15 protein-coding genes and 2 pseudogenes are annotated in these 20,778 nt (G+C 39.4%); 7 read left to right on the forward strand and 10 right to left on the reverse strand.

Annotated elements, in window-relative coordinates; all coding sequences use genetic code 11:
* Positions 1 to 20: 20 nt before the first annotated feature.
* From ACX27_RS19040 to ACX27_RS19060, 5 genes are all read left to right on the forward strand, one after another.
* A complete protein-coding gene (locus ACX27_RS19040) occupies positions 21 to 608 on the forward strand; it encodes a TetR/AcrR family transcriptional regulator (RefSeq protein WP_062294978.1) in 588 nt (195 codons plus the stop codon).
* Positions 609 to 632: 24 nt separating this feature from the next.
* The gene (locus tag ACX27_RS19045) at positions 633 to 1,922 is read left to right on the forward strand and encodes an ABC exporter membrane fusion protein (RefSeq protein WP_062294979.1); all 1,290 of its coding nucleotides are present in this window, start codon (positions 633 to 635) and stop codon (positions 1,920 to 1,922) included.
* Between the two features lie 45 nt (positions 1,923 to 1,967).
* On the forward strand, positions 1,968 to 3,128 hold the full coding sequence (gene devC, locus ACX27_RS19050) for an ABC transporter permease DevC (RefSeq protein ID WP_062294980.1): 1,161 nt from the start codon (positions 1,968 to 1,970) through the stop codon (positions 3,126 to 3,128).
* Between the two features lie 13 nt (positions 3,129 to 3,141).
* Positions 3,142 to 3,894 (forward strand): DevA family ABC transporter ATP-binding protein, encoded by a 753-nt coding sequence (locus ACX27_RS19055; protein WP_062294981.1) that lies wholly within the window; start codon positions 3,142 to 3,144, stop codon positions 3,892 to 3,894.
* Positions 3,895 to 4,115: 221 nt separating this feature from the next.
* Positions 4,116 to 4,754 carry a MotA/TolQ/ExbB proton channel family protein gene (locus tag ACX27_RS19060; protein ID WP_062294982.1) on the forward strand — a complete coding sequence of 213 codons (639 nt, stop codon included), beginning with the start codon at positions 4,116 to 4,118 and terminating at the stop codon, positions 4,752 to 4,754.
* Between the two features lie 14 nt (positions 4,755 to 4,768).
* Here the strand turns inward: ACX27_RS19060 and ACX27_RS19065 are convergent.
* The 7 genes and pseudogenes from ACX27_RS19065 to ACX27_RS31835 all read right to left on the reverse strand — a co-directional run bounded on the left by ACX27_RS19065 (position 4,769) and on the right by ACX27_RS31835 (position 15,604).
* Positions 4,769 to 5,262: pseudogene (locus ACX27_RS19065) on the reverse strand (PIN domain-containing protein).
* Positions 5,255 to 5,506: a UPF0175 family protein gene (locus ACX27_RS19070; protein WP_062294983.1), complete on the reverse strand. Its 252-nt coding sequence runs from the start codon at positions 5,504 to 5,506 to the stop codon at positions 5,255 to 5,257. Before ACX27_RS19070 ends, ACX27_RS19065 begins: the two are co-directional and overlap by 8 nt.
* Positions 5,507 to 5,547: 41 nt before the next feature.
* Positions 5,548 to 6,444: a 16S rRNA (cytosine(1402)-N(4))-methyltransferase RsmH gene (gene rsmH / locus ACX27_RS19075; protein WP_062294984.1), complete on the reverse strand. Its 897-nt coding sequence runs from the start codon at positions 6,442 to 6,444 to the stop codon at positions 5,548 to 5,550.
* 97 nt (positions 6,445 to 6,541) lie between these two features.
* On the reverse strand, positions 6,542 to 8,452 hold the full coding sequence (locus ACX27_RS19080; protein WP_062294985.1) for a M48 family metallopeptidase: 1,911 nt from the start codon (positions 8,450 to 8,452) through the stop codon (positions 6,542 to 6,544).
* A 202-nt stretch (positions 8,453 to 8,654) separates the two neighbouring features.
* Positions 8,655 to 9,353 carry a nuclear transport factor 2 family protein gene (locus tag ACX27_RS19085; RefSeq protein ID WP_062294986.1) on the reverse strand — a complete coding sequence of 233 codons (699 nt, stop codon included), beginning with the start codon at positions 9,351 to 9,353 and terminating at the stop codon, positions 8,655 to 8,657.
* Positions 9,354 to 9,774: 421 nt separating this feature from the next.
* Positions 9,775 to 15,203: pseudogene (locus ACX27_RS19090) on the reverse strand (trifunctional serine/threonine-protein kinase/ATP-binding protein/sensor histidine kinase).
* A 218-nt stretch (positions 15,204 to 15,421) separates the two neighbouring features.
* Positions 15,422 to 15,604: a hypothetical protein gene (locus tag ACX27_RS31835; RefSeq protein ID WP_144427486.1), complete on the reverse strand. Its 183-nt coding sequence runs from the start codon at positions 15,602 to 15,604 to the stop codon at positions 15,422 to 15,424.
* Positions 15,605 to 15,817: 213 nt separating this feature from the next.
* Here ACX27_RS31835 and ACX27_RS19095 point away from each other — a divergent pair, with 213 nt between their 5' ends.
* Together ACX27_RS19095 and ACX27_RS19100 are read left to right on the forward strand one after the other, a co-directional pair.
* Positions 15,818 to 17,002: an NAD(P)H-quinone oxidoreductase subunit H gene (locus tag ACX27_RS19095; RefSeq protein ID WP_062294987.1), complete on the forward strand. Its 1,185-nt coding sequence runs from the start codon at positions 15,818 to 15,820 to the stop codon at positions 17,000 to 17,002.
* A 286-nt stretch (positions 17,003 to 17,288) separates the two neighbouring features.
* On the forward strand, positions 17,289 to 17,564 hold the full coding sequence (locus tag ACX27_RS19100) for a DUF5132 domain-containing protein (protein ID WP_062294988.1): 276 nt from the start codon (positions 17,289 to 17,291) through the stop codon (positions 17,562 to 17,564).
* Positions 17,565 to 17,589: 25 nt separating this feature from the next.
* Here ACX27_RS19100 and nblR read toward each other — a convergent pair whose 3' ends face one another.
* From nblR to ACX27_RS19115, 3 genes are all read right to left on the reverse strand, one after another.
* Positions 17,590 to 18,276, reverse strand: a complete 687-nt coding sequence (gene nblR / locus ACX27_RS19105) for a response regulator transcription factor NblR (RefSeq protein ID WP_062294989.1) — start codon at positions 18,274 to 18,276, stop codon at positions 17,590 to 17,592.
* Positions 18,277 to 18,689: 413 nt separating this feature from the next.
* Entirely contained in the window at positions 18,690 to 19,607 is a 918-nt protein-coding gene (locus ACX27_RS19110) for an NAD(+) kinase (protein WP_062294990.1), read from the reverse strand.
* Between the two features lie 126 nt (positions 19,608 to 19,733).
* Positions 19,734 to 20,723, reverse strand: a complete 990-nt coding sequence (locus ACX27_RS19115; protein WP_062294991.1) for an SDR family oxidoreductase — start codon at positions 20,721 to 20,723, stop codon at positions 19,734 to 19,736.
* Between the last annotated feature and the right edge of the window lie 55 nt (positions 20,724 to 20,778).

Here is a 20,778-nt window from a genome sequence, read left to right on the forward strand (position 1 = left end):
AATCCACAATCATTTGACTTATGCCCAAAATTGTTGACCATGACCAATACCGGAAAGAACTTCTCAGCAAATGCTTTGATTTATTTGCTCAAAAAGGTTATGGCTCCGTGACTATGCGGCAAATTGCTCAAGAGATGGGAGTTTCGACAGGGACTTTGTATCACTACTTTTCTAGTAAAGAAGCCTTATTTGAACAATTAGTAGAAGAGATTTCGCAGCAAGATGTGAGTGCCGCTTTGGCAGAACTAAAAGGGAAAGAAACTCTGTCAGAAGCTATGGCAGCTTTAGGGAAATATCTAGTAAAAAACGAGGATTACTTTATTAAATGGACATTTGTTTGGGTGGATTTTTGTCAACATCAAGACTCAGAGAAAATGCCACATCATAACAATGTTTTTAAACGTGCTAATCAACGTTATCAGCAAGCTGCTTGTAGGTTTTTAGGTGTGGAAGATCAGATTTTAGCTTCTTTTGTCTTGAGCTTTGTAAATGGATTAATTTTGGAGAAATTATGGGGAGACGAAAGTATTGATTTTGTTGAGCAATGTACTTTGCTGGGGAAAATGTTGACAGTTTATTTGCAACAAAACATCACGAATCAGAATTAGCAATTTAATTTTATAGAGGGGAATATGGGACAAAATCTACTATTGAAATCTGCCAATAAAAAATTACTGGGTTTAGTCATTGGGGCTACGGCTATTACTGGGGGAATTGTGGTTTATGGTGTTTCTCAGTTTGGGTTAATTGGACGCACAGCTTCTCAAGAACCTGCGACTGTAACCACATCAGTACCGAAAGTTTCAGCTTTAGCCAGACTAGAACCAGCAGCAGAAGTAATTAGCTTATCTGCGCCCTTGGTGTTAGATGGTGATCGCCTCCAGGAAATTCGGGTGCAAGAAGGTGATATTGTCCAGGCGGGACAGATAGTTGCCATTTTAGATTCGCGCGATCGCTTAGAAACTGCGGTACTGCAAGCCGAGAAACAAGTACGTGTCGCCCAAGCCAAACTTGATCAAGTCAAAGCCGGTGCCAAAGCTGGGGAAATTCAAGCCCAAAGAGCCAACGTCGAGCGTTTACAGGCTCAATCTGTAGGAGATTTTATCGGACAACGAGAAGCGATCGCCCGGATTGAAGCGCAATGGGAAGGCGATCGAATTGCCCAAGCCGCCAGCATTCGGAAACTAGAAGCAGAACTTAGCAACGCTCAAGCCGAATATGAACGTTATCAAAAGCTATATACCGAAGGCGCAATTTCTAACTCTGCCTTTGACAGTAAACGCTTGATTGTCGAGACAACCAAACAACAACTAGACGAAGCCAAAGCAGTTTTAGCGCGAATTAACTCCACCGCCAGCAGACAACTAGCAGAAGCAAAAGTTTCTTTAGCGCGAATTAACGCCACTGGGAACAAACAAGTTAGCGAAGCCAAAGCCACACTCACCAGTATTGCCGAAGTTCGTCCCGTGGATGTGCAAGCCGCCAGAATGGAAGTTGAAAATGCGATCGCAGCACTCAAACGCGCCCAAACTGACTTACAAGCAGCTTATATTAGAGCGCCAATGACCGGACAAATACTCAAGATTCACACCAGAGTGGGCGAAAAAATGAGTGACAAGGGTATTGCAGACTTAGCGCAAACCGAACAGATGATTGCAGTCGCCGAAGTTTATCAAACAGACATCGGTAAAGTCAAAATCGGACAAACAGCCACAGTCACCAGTCCAGCATTTAACGGCGAACTGCGCGGCGAAGTTTACTATGTTGGGTTACAAGTCAACCGCCAAAACGTGTTTAGCAACGAACCCGGAGAAAACTTAGATAGCCGAGTTGTAGAAGTCAAAATTCGCCTTAATCCCGAAGATAGTAAAAAAGTTGCAGGTTTAACAAACTTGCAAGTGCAAACAGCAATTGAAATTTAGGGAGTAGGAAAGAATTGTGCCAATGACAAATGACAAATAACCAATATGAAACTATTTCTCAAAACGCCATTAGCTTGGCGACAATTATTAAAAGAAAGAACTCGTTTATTAGTAGCAGTCGCAGGTATTACCTTTGCCGATATGCTGATATTTATTCAGATGGGATTTGAAGGAGCATTATTTGATGCAGCTATCAAACCACATCGCAGTTTACAAGCAGATTTAGTATTAATTAATCCCCAATTTCAAACCCTGTTTTCTGTTAAAAGCTTTTCGAGAGAGCGCCTGTACCAAACATTAGGCTATGAGGGTGTAAAGTCGGTAAGCCCAGTTTATATTGGTACTGGACAATGGCGCAATCCTGAAACCAGATTAGAACGTGCCATTTTAGTTTGGGGTATCGACCCAGCAAAATCAGCATTTAATTTTCCCGAAATTCAAAACAATCTAGACCCGATTAAACAATTAAATCAAGTGCTGTTTGACCAAGCAGGTCGTCCAGAATACGGTGCTGTGGGAGAGATTTTTCAAAAAACGGGTAAGTTTGAAACAGAATTAAATAATAAAAATGTCAGTGTCAAGGGCATTTTTAGTAATGGTGCGTCGTTTGCGGCGGATGGTAATGTGATTACCAGCGACTCGACCTTTTTACAAATCTTTCCCGAACGGAAACCAGACCGCATTGAAGTTGGGTTAATTACTCTCAACGCAGATGCAGACCCCCAAAAAGTACAAGCACAAATGATTGCAGGATTACCCAAAGATATCAGTGTCCTGACTCCAGAAGAATTTGCCCAAATCGAAAAAGCCTACTGGGCTAGTGGTACAGGTATTGGCTTTATTTTCAATTTAGGTGTGGGAGTTGGTTTTATTGTTGGTATCGTCATTGTTTACCAAATTCTGTATTCCGATGTTTCCGACCATTTGCCCGAATATGCAACTTTAAAAGCAATGGGCTATACAGATCGCTATTTGTTAGTAGTATTGTTCCAAGAAGCACTATTCCTGGCTTTTTTAGGTTTTATTCCGTCATTTTTATTGTCTATTGGGCTGTATCAACTAGCTTACACCGCCACTATGTTGCCTATCTTCATGAATTTGCAACGGGCAATCACAGTGTTTATTTTAACAGTAATCATGTGTACAGCATCTGGGGCGATCGCTATGCGTAAACTCAGTTCTGCTGACCCTGCTGATATTTTCTAACCATTCAAATTTCATGTTACAAGAATCTCTGCTAGTAAATTCTTCCGACTCACAGGGTAATTTAGAACCTGTAATTACCGTCCGAAATCTAAATCATTACTTTGGTGCAGATAGTTTAAGAAAACAAGTTTTATTTGATATTAATTTAGAGATTAATGCTGGTGAAATTGTGATTATGACCGGCCCATCTGGGTCTGGTAAAACCACCTTATTAACATTATTAGGTGGGCTACGTTCTGCCCAAGAAGGCAGTTTAAAAATTTTAGGACAGGAAATTTGCGGCGCGAATAAACGAAAATTAACAGTACTACGTCGTCAGATTGGCTATATTTTTCAGGCGCATAATTTGATGACATTTCTGACAGCAAAAGAAAATGTCCGAATGTCTTTAGAATTACATGATGAATATCTGAATGAAAATATGGATGCGAAAGCAATCGCTATGCTAGAAACAGTTGGCTTAGGCGAACGTGTAAATTATTACCCAGAGAAACTTTCTGGTGGGCAAAAACAGCGGGTAGCGATCGCTCGTGCTTTAGTCAGCCATCCTAAAATTGTTTTAGCAGATGAACCCACAGCCGCACTCGATAAGAAATCTGGACGTGATGTTGTGGAATTAATGCAGAAACTTGCCAAAGAACAAGGCTGTACAATTTTGCTAGTTACCCATGACAACCGGATTTTAGATATCGCCGATCGCATCATTTATATGGAAGATGGAATACTAAAAAGTGATGGTGTAGATATAGCAACCACAATGCACTAATTATGAACAGCACTGACGCACAAAAATTGTCTGTGGAGATTGGGTTCAGGGGTGAAAGGGTATGGGGTGTGAGGGTTTTGAATAAATACATGCTCATACCCCTACACCCTGACACCCTTGGTTTTTCGTCTCACTGCGTAAGTCCTAATGAAAAAGAAAACTAATGACAAATGAGCAGTGACAATTGACAATGAAAAATTGACAATTGACTCTTGACTAAAATGCAAATTAGCAATTTATTTGTCGCCGGTGGCGTGGTGATGTGGCCGCTGCTGGGATTCTCTTTGTTAGCAGTGGCTTTGATTATTGAACGTATTTTATTCTGGTTCAGAATTACCAATCGACAAAATTCTGTTGTCAAAGAAGTACTCAAGCTTTATCGTTCAGATAATGTGGTTGGTGCTTTAAACAAATTACAGCAAAATACAGACTTACCCATTGCCCGAATTTTTCTCGCCGCTTTAGAATTAGAAGAACCAACACCAGAAGAATTTCGTTTGGCGCTAGAAAGTGAAGCGCAAGCCGAATTACCCTTACTCAAACGCTTTCAAAACATTTTTGATACAATTATTGGTCTTGCACCATTATTAGGTTTGTTGGGTACAGTTTTAGGTTTAATTACTTCCTTTGCTTCGCTAAATATTGGTGATGTAGGTAGTACAAAAACTATAGGTGTCACTGCGGGGATTAGTGAAGCTTTGGTATCCACCGCATCAGGATTAGTCGTGGCTATTTTTACCCTGTTGTTTGCAAACACCTTCAGAGGACTCTACCAACGTCAACTGGCACGCATTCAAGAGTATGGTGGACAGTTAGAATTACTCTATCGCCGCCGTTATGAAAGGAGAGATAAATTTTAATTATTAGCTAGAAATTATTCGAGTTCTCCAACATCTTTTAGAACTGCATCAATGAGGCTAGGCCAGATATAGATTCCATTGGTGCATAACTGCTCAATATATACTTTAACTTCAACAATTAAGCCTGCTTTTTTCGCCTTACGCAAAATTCCCAGTGTAGCAATTCGGCGAATTCCTAGACGTTCTGCAACCCTTCGGGCTTGAGCATCATCCAAAAGTACAGTACTATCTGGGATGGACTGAGCTAGAGCAATGGCTTCAGCTTCTTCTCGATCAACTAAGATTGATAATGGTTCTAATATCAGCGTATCAGGGGTTGGAATTTCAAGCCAAGTTAATTGGCTGACTGCTAGGGAACCAGGTAAGCCTAATCCTTGGACAGTTACTTCGTCCCATACAGCCGGAGGAAGCATATCCTCTGATACATTTGAGGTAAAAGTTCCAGTTGCTCGATAATTGATAAAGAGATCAGAGGACTGCTATCAGCAACAATGGCAGAGTTAGTCATCGCTCAATTCGTCAGCGATTTGGTCATCATCAAGGTTAATCACAGGAACTTGTAAACGTCCTAGCTCGTACATAAACTGAGGTTTGTTCATATTGCAAAAAGCCGCAGCTTTGCCGAGTGAGAGTCTTCTTAACTCAAATAGTTTTACAGCAAGCAAAAACGTGAGTTCTGCTTCTAAAGCTTGGGGTGATTTACCAGAAGTAATAAGTAAGTCATCAGGATATTGCAGGGAGAGGATGTGCATTGTTCCTAACTCGGTTTTTTATTTTAATTATGCTTGAATATTCAGTTAACTCTTTCTGCTATTCTCAGTTTGGCAGAACGAGATCGCGGGTTATGAGCAATTTCCGATTCTTGTGCGGTAATTGGCTTTTTTGTAAGCACCCGCAACAGTGGAGAGTTACGTAAACCATGCTTAACTAAGCGGTCTTCTAAACTATGAAAACTAATTACCGCAATTCTCCCACCCGGAACGAGGGCGTTTGGTGCTTTTGCTAAAAAAGTTTCTAAAGACTTTAACTCATCATTGACAACAATTCGCAAAGCTTGAAAGGCGCGGGTTGCCGGGTGAATTCTACCATAACGGTATTTGGGAGGAACAGCAGATGCGATCGCTTCCGCTAATTCCGTTGTCGTATCAAATGGACGGCGTTCGACAATGCGTCTAGCTATGCGTCGAGATAGTCTTTCTTCACCGTATTTAAAGAAAATATCTGCAAGTTCCGCTTCCTCCCACTCATTAATTACATCCGCAGCAGTCAGGGAAGCTTGCTGATTCATCCGCATATCTAAACTTGCAGTGTGGCGAAAGCTAAAACCTCGTTCTGGAGTATCTAACTGATAAGAACTTACTCCTAAATCGGCGAGAATACCATTAAAAGTAGCGTCGGGAAACGGATAAGCCGCAAAGTTACTTTGAATAAATTTTACGCGATCGCCAAACTCCGCTAATTCTTTTTTTGCTGCGGCTAAAGCATCCTCATCTTGGTCAATAGCAGTTAACTGTACATCCGGCGCAGTTTGTAAAATCAACCGACTGTGGCCACCACCACCAACAGTTGTATCTAGATAATGACCTCCCGCAGACACCGCTAAACCTGCAATTACTTCTTGCGGTAACACAGGCAAATGAGAAAATATCTGTTCGTCAATAATCAGCGATGAGGAAGAATCAGAATTCATTAGACTTAAAGCAAAAATCTGTAGTAGTCCTATTGTATAGACATGAGAGACAAAGAGTTACTAATTATTCTGAATTCGGACTCCTGAATTTTTTGGTTCATTTTTTAATTTTTTGTTGGTAAATAATTGCCTCTGGTATTTGTTTAAACTTCTTCTCAAAATTGAGATTACTATTCAAAATAAAGCAAAATACTGCTCCTGGTAATTCAATTTCTTTTAACAGTGCGTCAACAAGTTGTGCGTTATCGGTTTCGTGATTGCTTTCCCAGAAACTGAATTTTCGCATTACAGCCAGGACATAAAGTGGTTTTTCGGGGAAATACTGTACAACTTTTTGGACTAAATAGGCAGTTGTAATATTGGGATAGCGAGATAACTGCTGACGTAGATGAGTTATCTCCGTCTCCGAAAGACTATGCGCTTTAAAGTCATCAGTTATATTTAAACTAGCGCGTTCTTTTTGACCACGTAAGAGTAAATCATAATGTTCTTCGGCAAGCTCATGATATAGTTCTGCTCGATCATCTTGTCCTTGGCGTTTGAGGAAAGAGCCAATTATTTGATAACCGTCAATTGCGATATCTATATCTTTGGCGATCGCTCTTTCAATATGTTCTATACCACTAGCATCTTGTTGTTTTAATAGTATTTGTCCTAAGAGATAATTTGCGGAAGCGTGGGTATGATCTAATTTAATCACTTCACGCAACAATGGTATTACTGCTTCTTCACCTTCTAACTCAAATGTTAACAACGCTCTTGTCGTTGCTTCTCCTAATGATAGCGGTTGTCTTTCAGCTTTAGCATTGAGTTTATCTAAGATAGCTAATGATTGTTGCACTTCAGCATATTTTTGTCGCCAAGGTGTGGCGATTTTTTCACACCAAGCTTGACTAAAATTATCTCTAATTTTTTCAAAAGCGTTACCTAAATATTCTTGTGCTGCACTAATCAGCATTGGTGCAGCCACAGATAATTCTTCTTGAATACCAGGAACAAAGCCTAAAGCTTGTAATCTCTCTGTTAGGGAAGGGTGAGTATCTGTATGATTCGTTTTTTCTGTTAGTGATTGCGCTAAATAAATACTTGCTTCTCTCAGAGGTACTCCCTGAGTTAAAGCTGTTTGCATAGCGGTATAACTCGTTTTTGGTGGCTCAACTTCTGTTTGAACTTGATGATAAATATTAGACCAGAAATAATTTTCTAAAAATCTAATTTTCACCTTGCGATTCATCAAAGATTTAGCTGTATTTTCTACGCCTGTGATTTCCACAGCATATCTATCAACTTCATATTCATGTAATCTGGCTAGTTCAAAAGAGTAAGCATGAAAAAATGGAATGTACCACTGTAAAAACTTGTGAAAAACTACCCACAATGATTCATTACTACTTTGTTCTAGTACTGTTTGAATGCGATACCAAATGAGACGCTGACGATAAATCCAAGCATTGAAGCGATGATAATTTCCTGATAAATGTCCCAACTCATGGACTAAAATCGCCCGAAATTGTTCAGGTGGTAATGCTAACATTAATGGCAAACCGACAATCAGGTAATTTTGATGCCAGCCAAATAAACCTAAGCGTGGTCTCTGAACAACAGTGGCATTAAAATCTGTGGTGAGTAAGATATGATGAAATCTCGGAGCCTTGAGTTTTGTCGTGAGATCATCAACCAAACAAAACAAGCTAGGTGCATCTTTGCGGCGTAATGCTAATCCGGTGGGTGCGGGAAACGATACCCAAAGCGATCGCAATAATATAATAGCGATCGCTAGTAAAAAAATTACAGCCTTAATAGTTCCACGGCTAAATGATCTAGCATTGAACATCAACCAGCCAATAGTTAGCAGTAATGCCACAGTTACAGCTAAAATCATGAATATGTAGGCGTAACCCAACACCGCCAAACATGCAACGTGAAATCTATAAAGAGTTGGCTGTTGACTGGCAAAAATTTCTAATCTCTGAATTAGCTTATCAAAACGCTGTTGATCGAAAGCCATAGATGTTTACTAGCTTGTTCAATTTGCAATATAGCTGACACCATATATGCTTGACTTACGTAAAAATGCAGAACTCTCAAGTCATTTATTCTTTGTGCCATTCTACGTAAATATATAATGCTCAGAGTTGATACTTTTTAGGACAGGTATTTTACCTGTCCTAAATGTTGGCTAGTACCAAATTAAACTCTGTCTAACGTTCTTACATATAACCAGGAACATGTGGTCTATGTGGTTTTTTGGAATTATTAGAATCATCAGATAAGGTATTAGAAACAGAATTACTACTTCTAGCTGCTGAGGAAACTTCCGCGTCAGGAGAAGCAGGAGAAGAAAGATTTAAGAAATCAATCAGTGTCAGAACACGTTCCTTAATTTTCCATTTACCATTTTGATTGACAACTTTATCCACATATGTACCATTAGCAACGTCAATGCTTGTATCGGAAAGCTTATGGGTTGCATGAAGGTAAGAGGACATAGTTGCTGTATTGTTGTTGATATCTATATTGAAACTACCTAGCAAATGTTGAGTAGCTGTATATCCATTACCTTGAAACACTGAAGAAACAAAATTAGCCCAATTAACTGCACCAATAAATGTTGCCTGAGCGCCATTGGGAAAAATCGCAGTTATTTTAGCATCGGGAGTAAAACATTTTTGGTAAGTATTTATACCTTCTTGCAGATTACCGCTACCAATAGCATCAGTTCCTAATGCGTAACAAACTGCCAAACTTTCAATTTCCGATTCTGCATTTGGTTGCGATGCACTAGCTACATCGAATTTACCTCCCACGAAAATAACCATCACACCAGCCAGCAAAATCAAGCTTAACCGTTTGACAAAAAATGACATTAAATTTGATGCAACTTGCTGAATTTCTCTGCCTTTTTTCATAGAATTAACGTCTCAATGCCTATATAAATGTCTGAATTTCGCTGGTATTTCTTACTGCAAGTTGGCGTTTATCTAACTAATTAAAATTAGCTAAATTCGGTTCACTATGTCAGTAACAAAATTATGCCAAAGAAGTTATTTAATTGCTTTTGGTCATATCAATATTAATAACAATTTCTATGTTGAATGGAACTGATAATTACAACCAATTTTTAATTAATACAATAAATATGTTTTTGTACAAAAAATTCAGATATTTTCTGTAAAATCACTTTCAAACTATAAAAAATTCATAAATACAATATGAAAAAATAATACCCATCTCCTTTTAGAAAATGGGTACAGGAATAATTACACACTAGTAGAGATGTTGTATGTAACATCTCTACTAGTGTGTCTGCAACTTGATGTTAATTATTTATTAACCAGAAATAGGAATAGAAATAATAAATTCTGTACCTACCCCTAAAACTGACTCACAAGTTAAATTACCATTATGATTATCGACAATAATTTGCCGACTGATAGATAAGCCTAAACCCGTACCCTTACCAACATTTTTAGTAGTAAATAAGTGGTCAAAAATAGATGCTTTAACTTCTTCTGTCATCCCTTTAGCATTATCTTTAATTTTAATTACCACCTGTTGATTTACATGATCAACCTCTGTTTTGATAGTAATTGTATTCGTGATATCTACTGTATTATCTGCTAGTAGCCGGGAAGAGTAGGCTTCTTCTAAAGCATCAATGGCATTAGCAAGATATTCATAAAAACTTGATTTAGCTGTCCTAAGTAACATTCTACTGAAGGAATATTGCCATATTCTTTAATAACCTTGATACCAGGATGATCATAGTTGGCTTTTAAGCGATGTTGTAAAATCATCAAGGTACTATCAATTCCATCATGAATATTGGCTGATACTTTAGATTTAGTATCCGCGCGAGAAAATGTCCGCAGAGAAGTACTAATTTCCCGAATCCGTTTTGTCCCTGTTTTCATCCCATCAATCATTTTGGGTAATTCTTCCAACAGGATATCTATATCTATTTCTTCAGCTTTATCATCAATTTCATCGCCAGGATTGGGAAAATTAGACTGATAAAGTTGTAGATAATCAATTAAATCATTCACAGCATCTTTAGCTAAATCTAAATTACCGGAAATAAAGCTGAGTGGGTTGTTAATTTCATGGGCAACCCCAGCGACTAAATTACCTAAAGATGACATTTTCTCACTTTGGATAATTTGTAATTGTGCTGCTTGTAAGTCTTGGAGAGACTGGGATAATTGCTTTGATTTATCTTGTTCGTTGGCATATAGACGAGCATTTTCAATTGCGATCGCCATTTGAGAAACCAAAACTTTTAAGACTTTTACTCTTTCAGGCATAAACGCCCCTGTGGACAATTTATTCTCTAGATAAATAATCCCTGTAATTTGTGATTGATAAATAATTGGCAAACAAAGAATTGATTTAGATTTTGCTACTTGAACATAGCTGTCGATGCTAAAAGGTTCAGTCGTGGCTGCATCATTTAAGATGAGATTTTCTTGGGTGCGGAAAACATAATTAATCACAGACAAGGGTAAATCGGGATAGCTATTAATAGGTAGTGACTGTAAAACTGTGACCATATCATCCACAGCATTACCAGCAGCTTCGATATATAGCTGATTTTCTTTTACCAGTAGTAATACGGCTTTTTGGGCAGCAGCATTTTCTAGTAAAATCTTGATTAATTTACTTAACAAGTTTTCTAAGACAATTTCATTAGTAATTGCTTGAGAAACTTTAATGAAGGTATTTAAGTCCAAGAAATCGCCTAAACCACTACTGGTAGTAGTGTGAGTTGTAGTGCGAACGACATCTAATTTGAGGGCAGAATTATCGGGAGTGGTAGTTTGTTTAACTAAAAAAGGATATTGGACTTCTAATTGTTTAACTTTAGCGATCGCACCCCAACGAATGCAGGCATAATAAGCCTTAGTAATGTAAGTTTGCTGAATTAATTCTTTCCCTACAGACTGATAAAACTCACCTGCTAACTGGTACGCTAAAGCTTCATCTAACAGATAACCATTGGCTTGGGCTTTTTGAATAGCCAGTTCATAGTAATCCATCGCCTCTAAATGATGCTGCAAAACTCTCTGTATTTCTGCTTCTACCAAATAAAATTTATGCAGGTGGTTCATGGGTGCATGATTCGCCCAGAGTTCCATTTTTTGCTGATTACTTCTGACTTTGGCTAAAATCTCTGTCTGCGTTGATTCGGAAGCTGTTTGATAATTTGCCAGTTGTGCTAAAGAATCATAAAAATAGAACAAGGGAACTACAAATAATCCGGTGACACCACTTAATGATTTTTCTGCCATTGCTGCATACTCAACAGCAAGCTGATACTCACCAAATAAATAAGCCAGCATCAGCTTATTAACAAACAGGTGATTCATGGTGTACAAATCGTTCACCTGTTGATGAGTAGGTAACATCACTTGCTCATCGTAAGCCTCACCCATTAAATAGTAAACATTCTCTGGACTACCTTTTAAATTCAACACTGTTTGCAGATATATGGAATTCCAAGTAAAGGCGACCTGTTGCTGAATTTTTTTCAGTGATTCACAATAAGCAACCAGCTCTTTTTCCAAAATCCAGAGTTCTTTGCCCAGCCAAAATGAGTGATAAGGATAAATATATCCACAATAACCAGCATATTCTAAATCTCCCGTTTCTAAACCACTGGCAAATCCTTGTTTAGCGGTGATTAAGGTTTCTTGAATATGTTCTTGCCAGTGCATTACATGGGCGCTAACTACTGTGAGAATTTTTGGTTTTAATTCTTCGGCATTAAATTGTGAGACTACATTTAATGCTAATTTCCCAAATTCATAGCCGACATCAATTTTGCCTTGAACTCCACAAAGCAGTAATCCATATAAGCTGTAGCCATAGGCAGAAACAGATGTATTGCCATATTTTAAGGACAAAATCACCATTTCATAGGCAATGAGAGGCATTAACTCAGGTGCAGTTTGAAAGGCTGCGGGGAGGACTCCCATTAAAATTCTCATTGCTGCTATCTTTTGGGGATCGGTCATTAATGGTAGGTTAATTAAATCTGCGATCGCTCTGGTTTGTAAATTAGCAGTAATTTCCTCTACCCTGCGTTCATATTCCACGGCTGTTGGTTGCTCTGGAATTTTAATTCCTAGTAACTCTAGAGTTGATAATGCGATTTGAATTGCTTTTCGTTGTTGTTTGTGAATAATCGAGGCGATAATCTGCACTTCATAGACATGGACTTTATCGAGTAAAGTTTGCGCCTCTAACAACACAACATCAGCCCATTGCAACATCTGATCAAAGTTACCACCCAAATGGGCAACTTCCGCACCACCTTCATATAAACTTAGTGCTAACTGATATTCTGTTTGCCAAATATCGGCGCTTAACAGTTCTATGCCAATTTTGTAATACTTCAAAGCTGCTTCATAAGCCGTAGATGCTTTCGCCTTCCGTCCAGCAATTAAGTTAAACTTGGCTAATTCTGTCTTTTGCGATTGCTCAACTATGGAATTAACACCGACATTGAGCTGATTAACTATATCAAAAATATGAGCTTCGATTTCTGCTTCAGGGATATTTTTGACAAGCAACTGACCGATTTTTAAATGAGTATCTTGCTTTTGAGATGCTGGAATTAACGAATAAGCTGCTTGTTGTACTCGGTCGTGTAAAAATTTATAACTAATTGTAGAAGTGTCAAATTTTAATTTGACAGCCTCTTCTTGATTAAAAACTAAAGGAATTCGGTAACTTTCGTTTAAAGGAAGAATCAAACCAGCTTGTAACGCTGGGTATAATTCATTAGCTGTGATGGAAGATGCTTTCTCATTGATGATTGTCAACACATCTAGGCTAAATCTATCACCTACACAAGCGGCTAACTTTAAAATCTCCTGAGTAGCTGGAGGTAGTTTTTCCAGACGACTAGCAACTAGTTCGACAACATTTTTATCAGTAATACCAATAGCTTGAATTTTTTCTAAGTCCCACTGCCATTGTTGACTATTAAAATCAAATAATAATAAATATTCTTGATACAGTGCTTGCAGCAATTGAGTCAAGAAAAAAGGATTACCACCTGTTTTATTAAAAATTAATTCGGCTAGTTGAAAAATCTGCTGTTTAAATGCTTTAGATATCACATCCTGATTGCTGCTATGGCGACTGGCTTGTAGAGTCTCAGTAATTAGTCGGTTAACGTGATGTAAATCTAAAGGTTGTAAAACCAGATTATTGACAATTGTGCCGACATTCTCAATCTCAGTGATTGTCTGAATTAAAGGATGGGTGGGATTGACTTCATTATCTCTATATGCACCGATGAATAATAAATATTTGCTGTTGGGGTTTGTTGTTAGTAGTTTGATTAAGTTTAAAGTAGCCGAATCTGCCCATTGTAAATCATCTAAAAATATAACTAATGGATGTTCTTTTTGAGTAAAAACTTGGATAAATTCTTCAAAAACACGGTGAAAGCGATTTTGAGATTCAGCTGCACCTAATTCTGGTATTTCTGGTTGTTTGCCAATAATTAATTCTACTTCAGGAATAACATCAGTAATAACCTTGCCGTTTGTTCCAAAAGCTGCTAATATTTTGCTTTTCCAGATAGATATTTTTTCTTGATTTTCTGTTAACAAACAGCGCATTAAATAGGTAAAAGCCTGAATTAAAGAGGCGTAGGGAATATTCCGTTTGAGTTGGTCAAATTTACCAGAAATAAAGTAGCCTTGCCGTTGAGTGATAGGTTTATTGACTTCATTAACTAATGCAGATTTGCCAATTCCAGAATATCCAGATACTAGCATAATTTCACTAGTACCAGAATTCACGCGCTCAAAGGCTGCTAAAAGTTCATTAACTTGGGTTTCTCTACCGTATAACTTTTGGGGGATTAATAACTGACTTAAAATATCTAACTGACCAGGAATAAAGTTAGTAATTTCACCTTTAGCTTCTAATTGCTCTAGACAATTTTCTAAATCAACTAATAATCCTGTGGCACTTTGATATCTATCTTCGGCATTTTTTGCCATTAGTTTCATGACAATTTCTGAAACCGCATCGGGAATTTCAGGATTCAATAACTGAGGATTGACTGGCGTAACTGCAATATGTCGGTAAACAACTTCTAGAGGATCTGGGCTAATAAATGGAATTTGCTGAGTCAGCATTTCATATAAAGTAACGCCCAGAGAATAAAAATCGCTACGATAGTCGAGAATGCGATTCATTCTCCCTGTTTGTTCAGGAGACATATAGGCTAATGTCCCTTCTACACAATTAGGATTGGTAAATTGGGGAGTTTCTTTATTTAACCGCGAGGCGATACCAAAGTCAGCAAGTTTAACAGTATTGGTTTGTAAGTTAATAATAATATTGCTGGGTTTGATATCTTTATGAATAATTTGCTGTTGATGAAGATGTTCTAAAGCTTTAGTTAATTCGATTGTAATTTTTAAAGATTGAATTAAGTCAAGGGTATTTGTCTGGATAAATTGGGCTAAAGACTGACCACCAAAATCTTCGAGTAAGAGTCCGACACGATGCTCAAAATTTTCTAAACTGATGGCTTTTACAATATAGGGAGAGTCTAAAGTCTGTTGAATCAAATATTCATTTTTGAGGCGGGTAAAAGCTTCTAGGGTAGGATATTCTTTTTTCAAAAGCTTGAGAATTACAGATTCCTTAGTTGCAGGAATGCGCGTGCGATAGATAATCGTTTGCAGTCCTTCATGGAGAGTAGAGAGGATGGGATATTCTGTAAGATGTGGCATTGGTTTTTAGTTTTAAAGGAACACAAATTAAAATAAAATCTTCGCTAATTATGGAAGAGTTACTGGGTTAATTATTCCCAGTGTTCTAGCAATGATCACAATTATGTAAGTTATTAATGCCTCATATCAGTTATTTGAGTTAAAAAGTGCAGTTAAAACTGATAGAAATATACAAAGGCAGATTTCAAACAAACAATTTTGGCTTATGGGAAGCTTAATTAAATTCCGTAAATTACCAAGCTTTTTGAAAAGTTCACCCTAACATTCAATTCTAAGTAGGGCGTTGCTGTAAAAGCTACTGTGCTTGTACTTAACATATTATAAAGAGAGCGATCGCACTCCAACACCAGCAGAATGGAAAAAAATTCCGATGCCTGAATTTCCGGCAACTCAAGCTCCATATAATAGTTGAAGAAGTGAAACAAAACGAAACATCGTAAAATCTCTCTGCTGCTACATCTTCTCCAACAAACTCCGGTATTGACAATAGATGCAGGCTTTACCCGCAAAATATTGTCCTTACAAACTTACATTTTGGCAGACACGATTTTATCGGTCTGGTTGGCATCTACGCGGTTCCTTTCAATTTTTGATCATGGGAGAACACGGAATTTATGGCCAGAATAGAAACCCGTACTGAACCAATGGTGCTGAACATGGGGCCACACCACCCCTCAATGCACGGGGTTCTGCGGCTAATTGTCACCTTGGATGGCGAGGATGTCATTGATTGTGAACCGGTAATCGGCTATTTACATCGAGGAATGGAAAAAATTGCCGAAAACCGTACCACTGTTATGTATGTTCCCTACGTTAGTCGCTGGGACTACGCAGCAGGAATGTTTAACGAAGCTGTCACAGTTAACGCCCCCGAAAAGTTAGCTGGGATTGCAGTTCCCAAACGCGCCAGCTACATCCGCGTCATTATGCTGGAACTTAATCGCATCGCCAACCACTTACTATGGTTTGGCCCGTTCCTGGCTGACGTAGGCGCACAAACTCCCTTCTTCTACCAATTCCGAGAACGGGAGATGATTTACGATTTGTGGGAAGCAGCTACAGGCTACCGCATGGTAAATAACAACTACTTCCGCGTTGGCGGTGTGGCTGCCGATTTACCTTATGGTTGGGTAGATAAATGTGAAGAATTTTGCGACTACTTCTTACCTGTAGTTGATGAATACGAAAAGTTAGTTACCAATAACCCCATCTTCCGCCGTCGTGTTGAAGGTATTGGTACAATTACCCGCGAAGAAGCAATTAACTGGGGGTTATCTGGCCCCATGTTACGTGCTTCTGGCGTGAAGTGGGACTTGCGTAAAGTTGACCATTACGAATGCTACGACGATTTTGACTGGGAAGTTCAGTGGGAAACTGCCGGTGATTGTTTAGCGCGTTATATGGTACGGATGCGGGAAATGCGCGAATCTGTGAAGATTATCAAGCAAGCCCTGAAAGGATTACCCGGCGGCCCCTACGAAAACCTGGAAGCTAAACGCCTAGCTGCTGGCAAAAAATCTGAATGGGATGATTTTGATTACCAGTTTATTGGTAAAAAAGTAGCCCCCACCTTCAAAATGCCGAAAGGTGAAATCTATGCCCGTGTGGAAAGCGGTAAGGGTGAACTAGGCATTTATCTGGTTGGTGATGATAATGTCTTTCCTTGGCGCTGGAAAATTCGCCCCGCAGATTTCAACAACCTGCAAATTCTACCTCACTTATTGCGGGGTATGAAGGTCGCAGATATTGTGGTCATCCTCGGTAGTATTGACGTAATCATGGGTTCTGTAGACAGATAAGCAATGATTATTGCAGGGTAGGCATCTTGCCTGCCCAAACACACCAAGTAATATTCAGAGTAATAAAACTAGTACAACAAGGCAAAAGTAAAAAGGCAAAAGGAAAAAAACAATAACGATACTACAAGCCTTTTAGCAATTTCTTAATGATCTGTTTATTTACGCCGACCTCTACTAGCTTCTTTGCCTCTGTTACATTACTTTGCAGCTGAAAGCTGATTTGCCTGAGTACTAACAAAAAAGAATTAGAATAAACTGAAGGAAAACCAGGGAGGTGAACATAATTATGTCGATAAAACTTTTACCAGACCTTGGAGATTTAGCAGAAGGATTAGGAGTTACAGGTATTGTTGGGGTTGTGTTGGTGCCTGTATTGTTGCCAGTGGTAGCTGGTGTTGGTAGACCAGTAGCCAAAGCAGTTGTGAAAAAAGGAATATTGTTCTACGAAAACAGCAAAGCAGCGATCGCAGAAGTAAACGAAGTCTGGGAAGATATCATTGCTGAAGCTAGGGCAGAAGTTGGTGAAGAGCGGATGAAATCAGCTGAACCCAGAGAAATTTAGGCTGCGTCACCCAATTAGTAATTCTTTAAGATTCACGCAATACATATCCCACACCCCGCACTGTTTGAATGAGGCGTTTTTGGCCTTCATCTTCAATTTTGAGGCGGAGATAACGAATATAAACCTCAATTACATTTGACTCACCCATAAAATCGTAACCCCAAACATTTTCTAATATTTGTTCGCGGGTTAATACCTCACGGGGATGTTCCATTAAGAACTTCAATAACTCAAATTCTTTCATTGTTAAATCAATTGCCCGGCCATTCTGAATAGCGCGACGGGTTGAGATATCTAAAACTAACTCCCCAAAGCGCAACTGCTCTGTAGTATCAATATCAGGTTTTAAATACAGGCGAATTAGCTTTAAAAATTCTTCTGGGCGGTAAGGTTTGAGAATATAATCATCAGCCCCAGCTTCTAGACAAGCTACACGGTCATCAACGGTATCTCGCGCCATTAAAACCAGCACCGGAGAACGCATCCCAGTACTTCTGATATTTTTACACAAGGATAGTCCAGATTCGCCTGCCAACATCCGGTCTAAAACAATTAAAGCAGGTTGACAATCACGGCTATATTGCAACCCACTAGCGGCATCGTGGGCTAAAATCGCATCATAACCAGCTTCTTGCAAATCAGAAGATAGCTGATTTGCCAAGCTTTCATCAGTTTCAATCACCAACACACAGGGACTGTGAGCAACTGTCATAAATTTTAAGTCAAAAGTCAATGGTCAACAGAAGTAGCACTCATACCAATTCACAATTCGCAATTCACAATTCGCAATTCGCAATGACGCTCCTTCGTCGCTAACGCTGCGCTAAGGCAATTTGCAATTAAAAAACTTAGATGCAGCAAGGATTTTAGGGTTTACATCCATATCAGATTTTTCGTGAAATGGTATCAGCACTTGGCTATAACTTTGTTTTTCAATTCTATTTATAAACCAGTGATTCGGGAAAAAACCCAAAGAAACAATTTTGACTCAAGTAAAGGTTGTCTATGAAGAATGGGTGTAGGGTAGATGGGTATAAGGGTGTAGGTGTTCAAAACCCTTACAACCTCAAGCCCTCACACCCTTACACCCATTCTGAACAGACAATCGTTGTTAACAATTGACCATTACGGTAATTCCACAGAGGTGGGTTTAGCGATATGCGGTAGACCCCATCCGAGTTTTTCGCGTAAGATGCGGAAAAACTCTGGTGGTTGTAGACGAATAAATCGGACACTATATTGCGATCGCTCTAAATATACCCGATCTTCTGAAAACACATAACACCCGCCATTGCCATCGACCACCATCACCAAACGCGGAATATTCACCGGATAAATATTGACAGTCTCCGTATCTGGAAACACCAAAGCCCTGGAAGCCAAGGAGTGAGGACAAATCGGTACTAACTGTAAAGCGGGTATCCCAGGAGTGACTACGGGGCCACCTGCACTGAGGGAATAAGCCGTAGAACCTGTAGGTGTCGAAACTATTATGCCATCTGCGGCAATATCCACTGGCGCGTGCCGACCAATAGCAATTTCAAAATGACACATACAAGTTAACGGTTCCCGATGCAGCACCATTTCGTTCAAGCACAGGGCTTCCCACAATACCGACTCTCCGCGCAATACTTTCACAGTTAGCATTGCCCGTTCTTCAATTTCATACTCACCCGCCATTGCTTGTTCAATGGCTTGGGAGAGTTGACTGAGATAAGTTTCCGTTAAAAACCCCATGTGACCGGTATTCACCGTTAACAAGGGAATACCCAAGGGTGCAACCTGACGAGACGCAGCTAAAACAGTACCATCTCCCCCCAGGACAACCGCAAACTTCATGTCTGAGTCAAACCCAGGGGGAATTAAACCGTCAACTGGAGTATGGCATACAGGACTTTCGGGATTAGCATAGCCCAGTATTCCACCGATGCTACTGGTGACACATACATGCCATCCCGCAGCGGTGAGTTTTTCTTCTAGTTCGATAGCGACACGACTGGCTATCGGTTTTAAATCATTGTAGATAATGCCTGCTTTCGGCACATTCAAATATCCAAACTTTTAGCGATGCTTTGTACTATGTAATCCTTACATATTTTGACCAACGGAGTCATTATTCTGTAAGTAAAAGTCAAAAAGAGGCTAGGGACTAGTATGTTTTATTCAGCACTATTGACTATTAACCTTTTTAAACGGCGATCGTTTGTCTTTTTGCTTTTTGGTCTTGGTTTTTTCGTAGTTTAGCTCTTTGAGCTTTTTCATAATTCTACTGAAATACTCTTGTAAATAAACTTCGAGAGTAGTTGTTTCTTGTTGATTTAAGCCAAAAACTTTATATACTTCATCCATTGGGGCGTTTAATGGTCTGCCACTGGCCAAAACTTCTGTAAACGCCAGTCTATCGGCCACATTCCATCCCCACTGAAAGAACCGGACAAATCGGCGCACAGTCCGCAATAAATTTAACGGCATTCTTGTGACTTTAGCATCTTTGCTAGACAGGCGTTCACACAAGCTAATAATTTCTTCTGCACTCCAAGCACGAGTGCCAACAACCGGGAAAGCTTGTTTTTCTGTCGCTGGCACACTCAAAGCCCGCACAGCGAATTTAGCAATGTCTTGAGTATCCATATAGGCGATGGGTGATGACTCGCCAGTTACCCAAACTGGTTGTCCTTCTAAAATTGGGATGCCATATTGACCGATTAACCCTTGCATAAAGCCAGCTAAACGTAAAACGGTGTAGTTAAGCCCCGATTCGGCTAAAAATAATTCTGTACACCGCTTAATTTCCATCAGGGGTACTTCTGGGTATTTTTCGGCATCAATTATAGAGAAGAAAATAAAACGTTCCACACCTGCCGCTTTGGCTGCTTGAATTAAGGCTACTTGACCTTCCCAGTCTACCTGCTTGATTGTTAAAGAATCGGTGGCACGGGAAGTAGCCGCATCAATAATTGCGGTAACTCCTTCTAGTGCGGCTGGCAGGGTTTCAGGGTAGCACAAATCTCCAAGAACGAGTTCAGCACCCCACTCTTTGAGAAACGCCGCTTTTTTACTACTGCGGACAAGACAACGTACTTTATACCCCTCATCGATCGCACGACGAGCCACTTGTCTTCCTAAGGTGCCAGTGGCACCGACTATTAGTAATGTCATGAGGGTTGTATTAAATCTTAATGTTTTATGAAAAGAATCTTAACAGAATTATATC

This window comes from Nostoc piscinale CENA21, from assembly GCF_001298445.1.
Classification (GTDB): domain Bacteria; phylum Cyanobacteriota; class Cyanobacteriia; order Cyanobacteriales; family Nostocaceae; genus Nostoc_B; species Nostoc_B piscinale_A.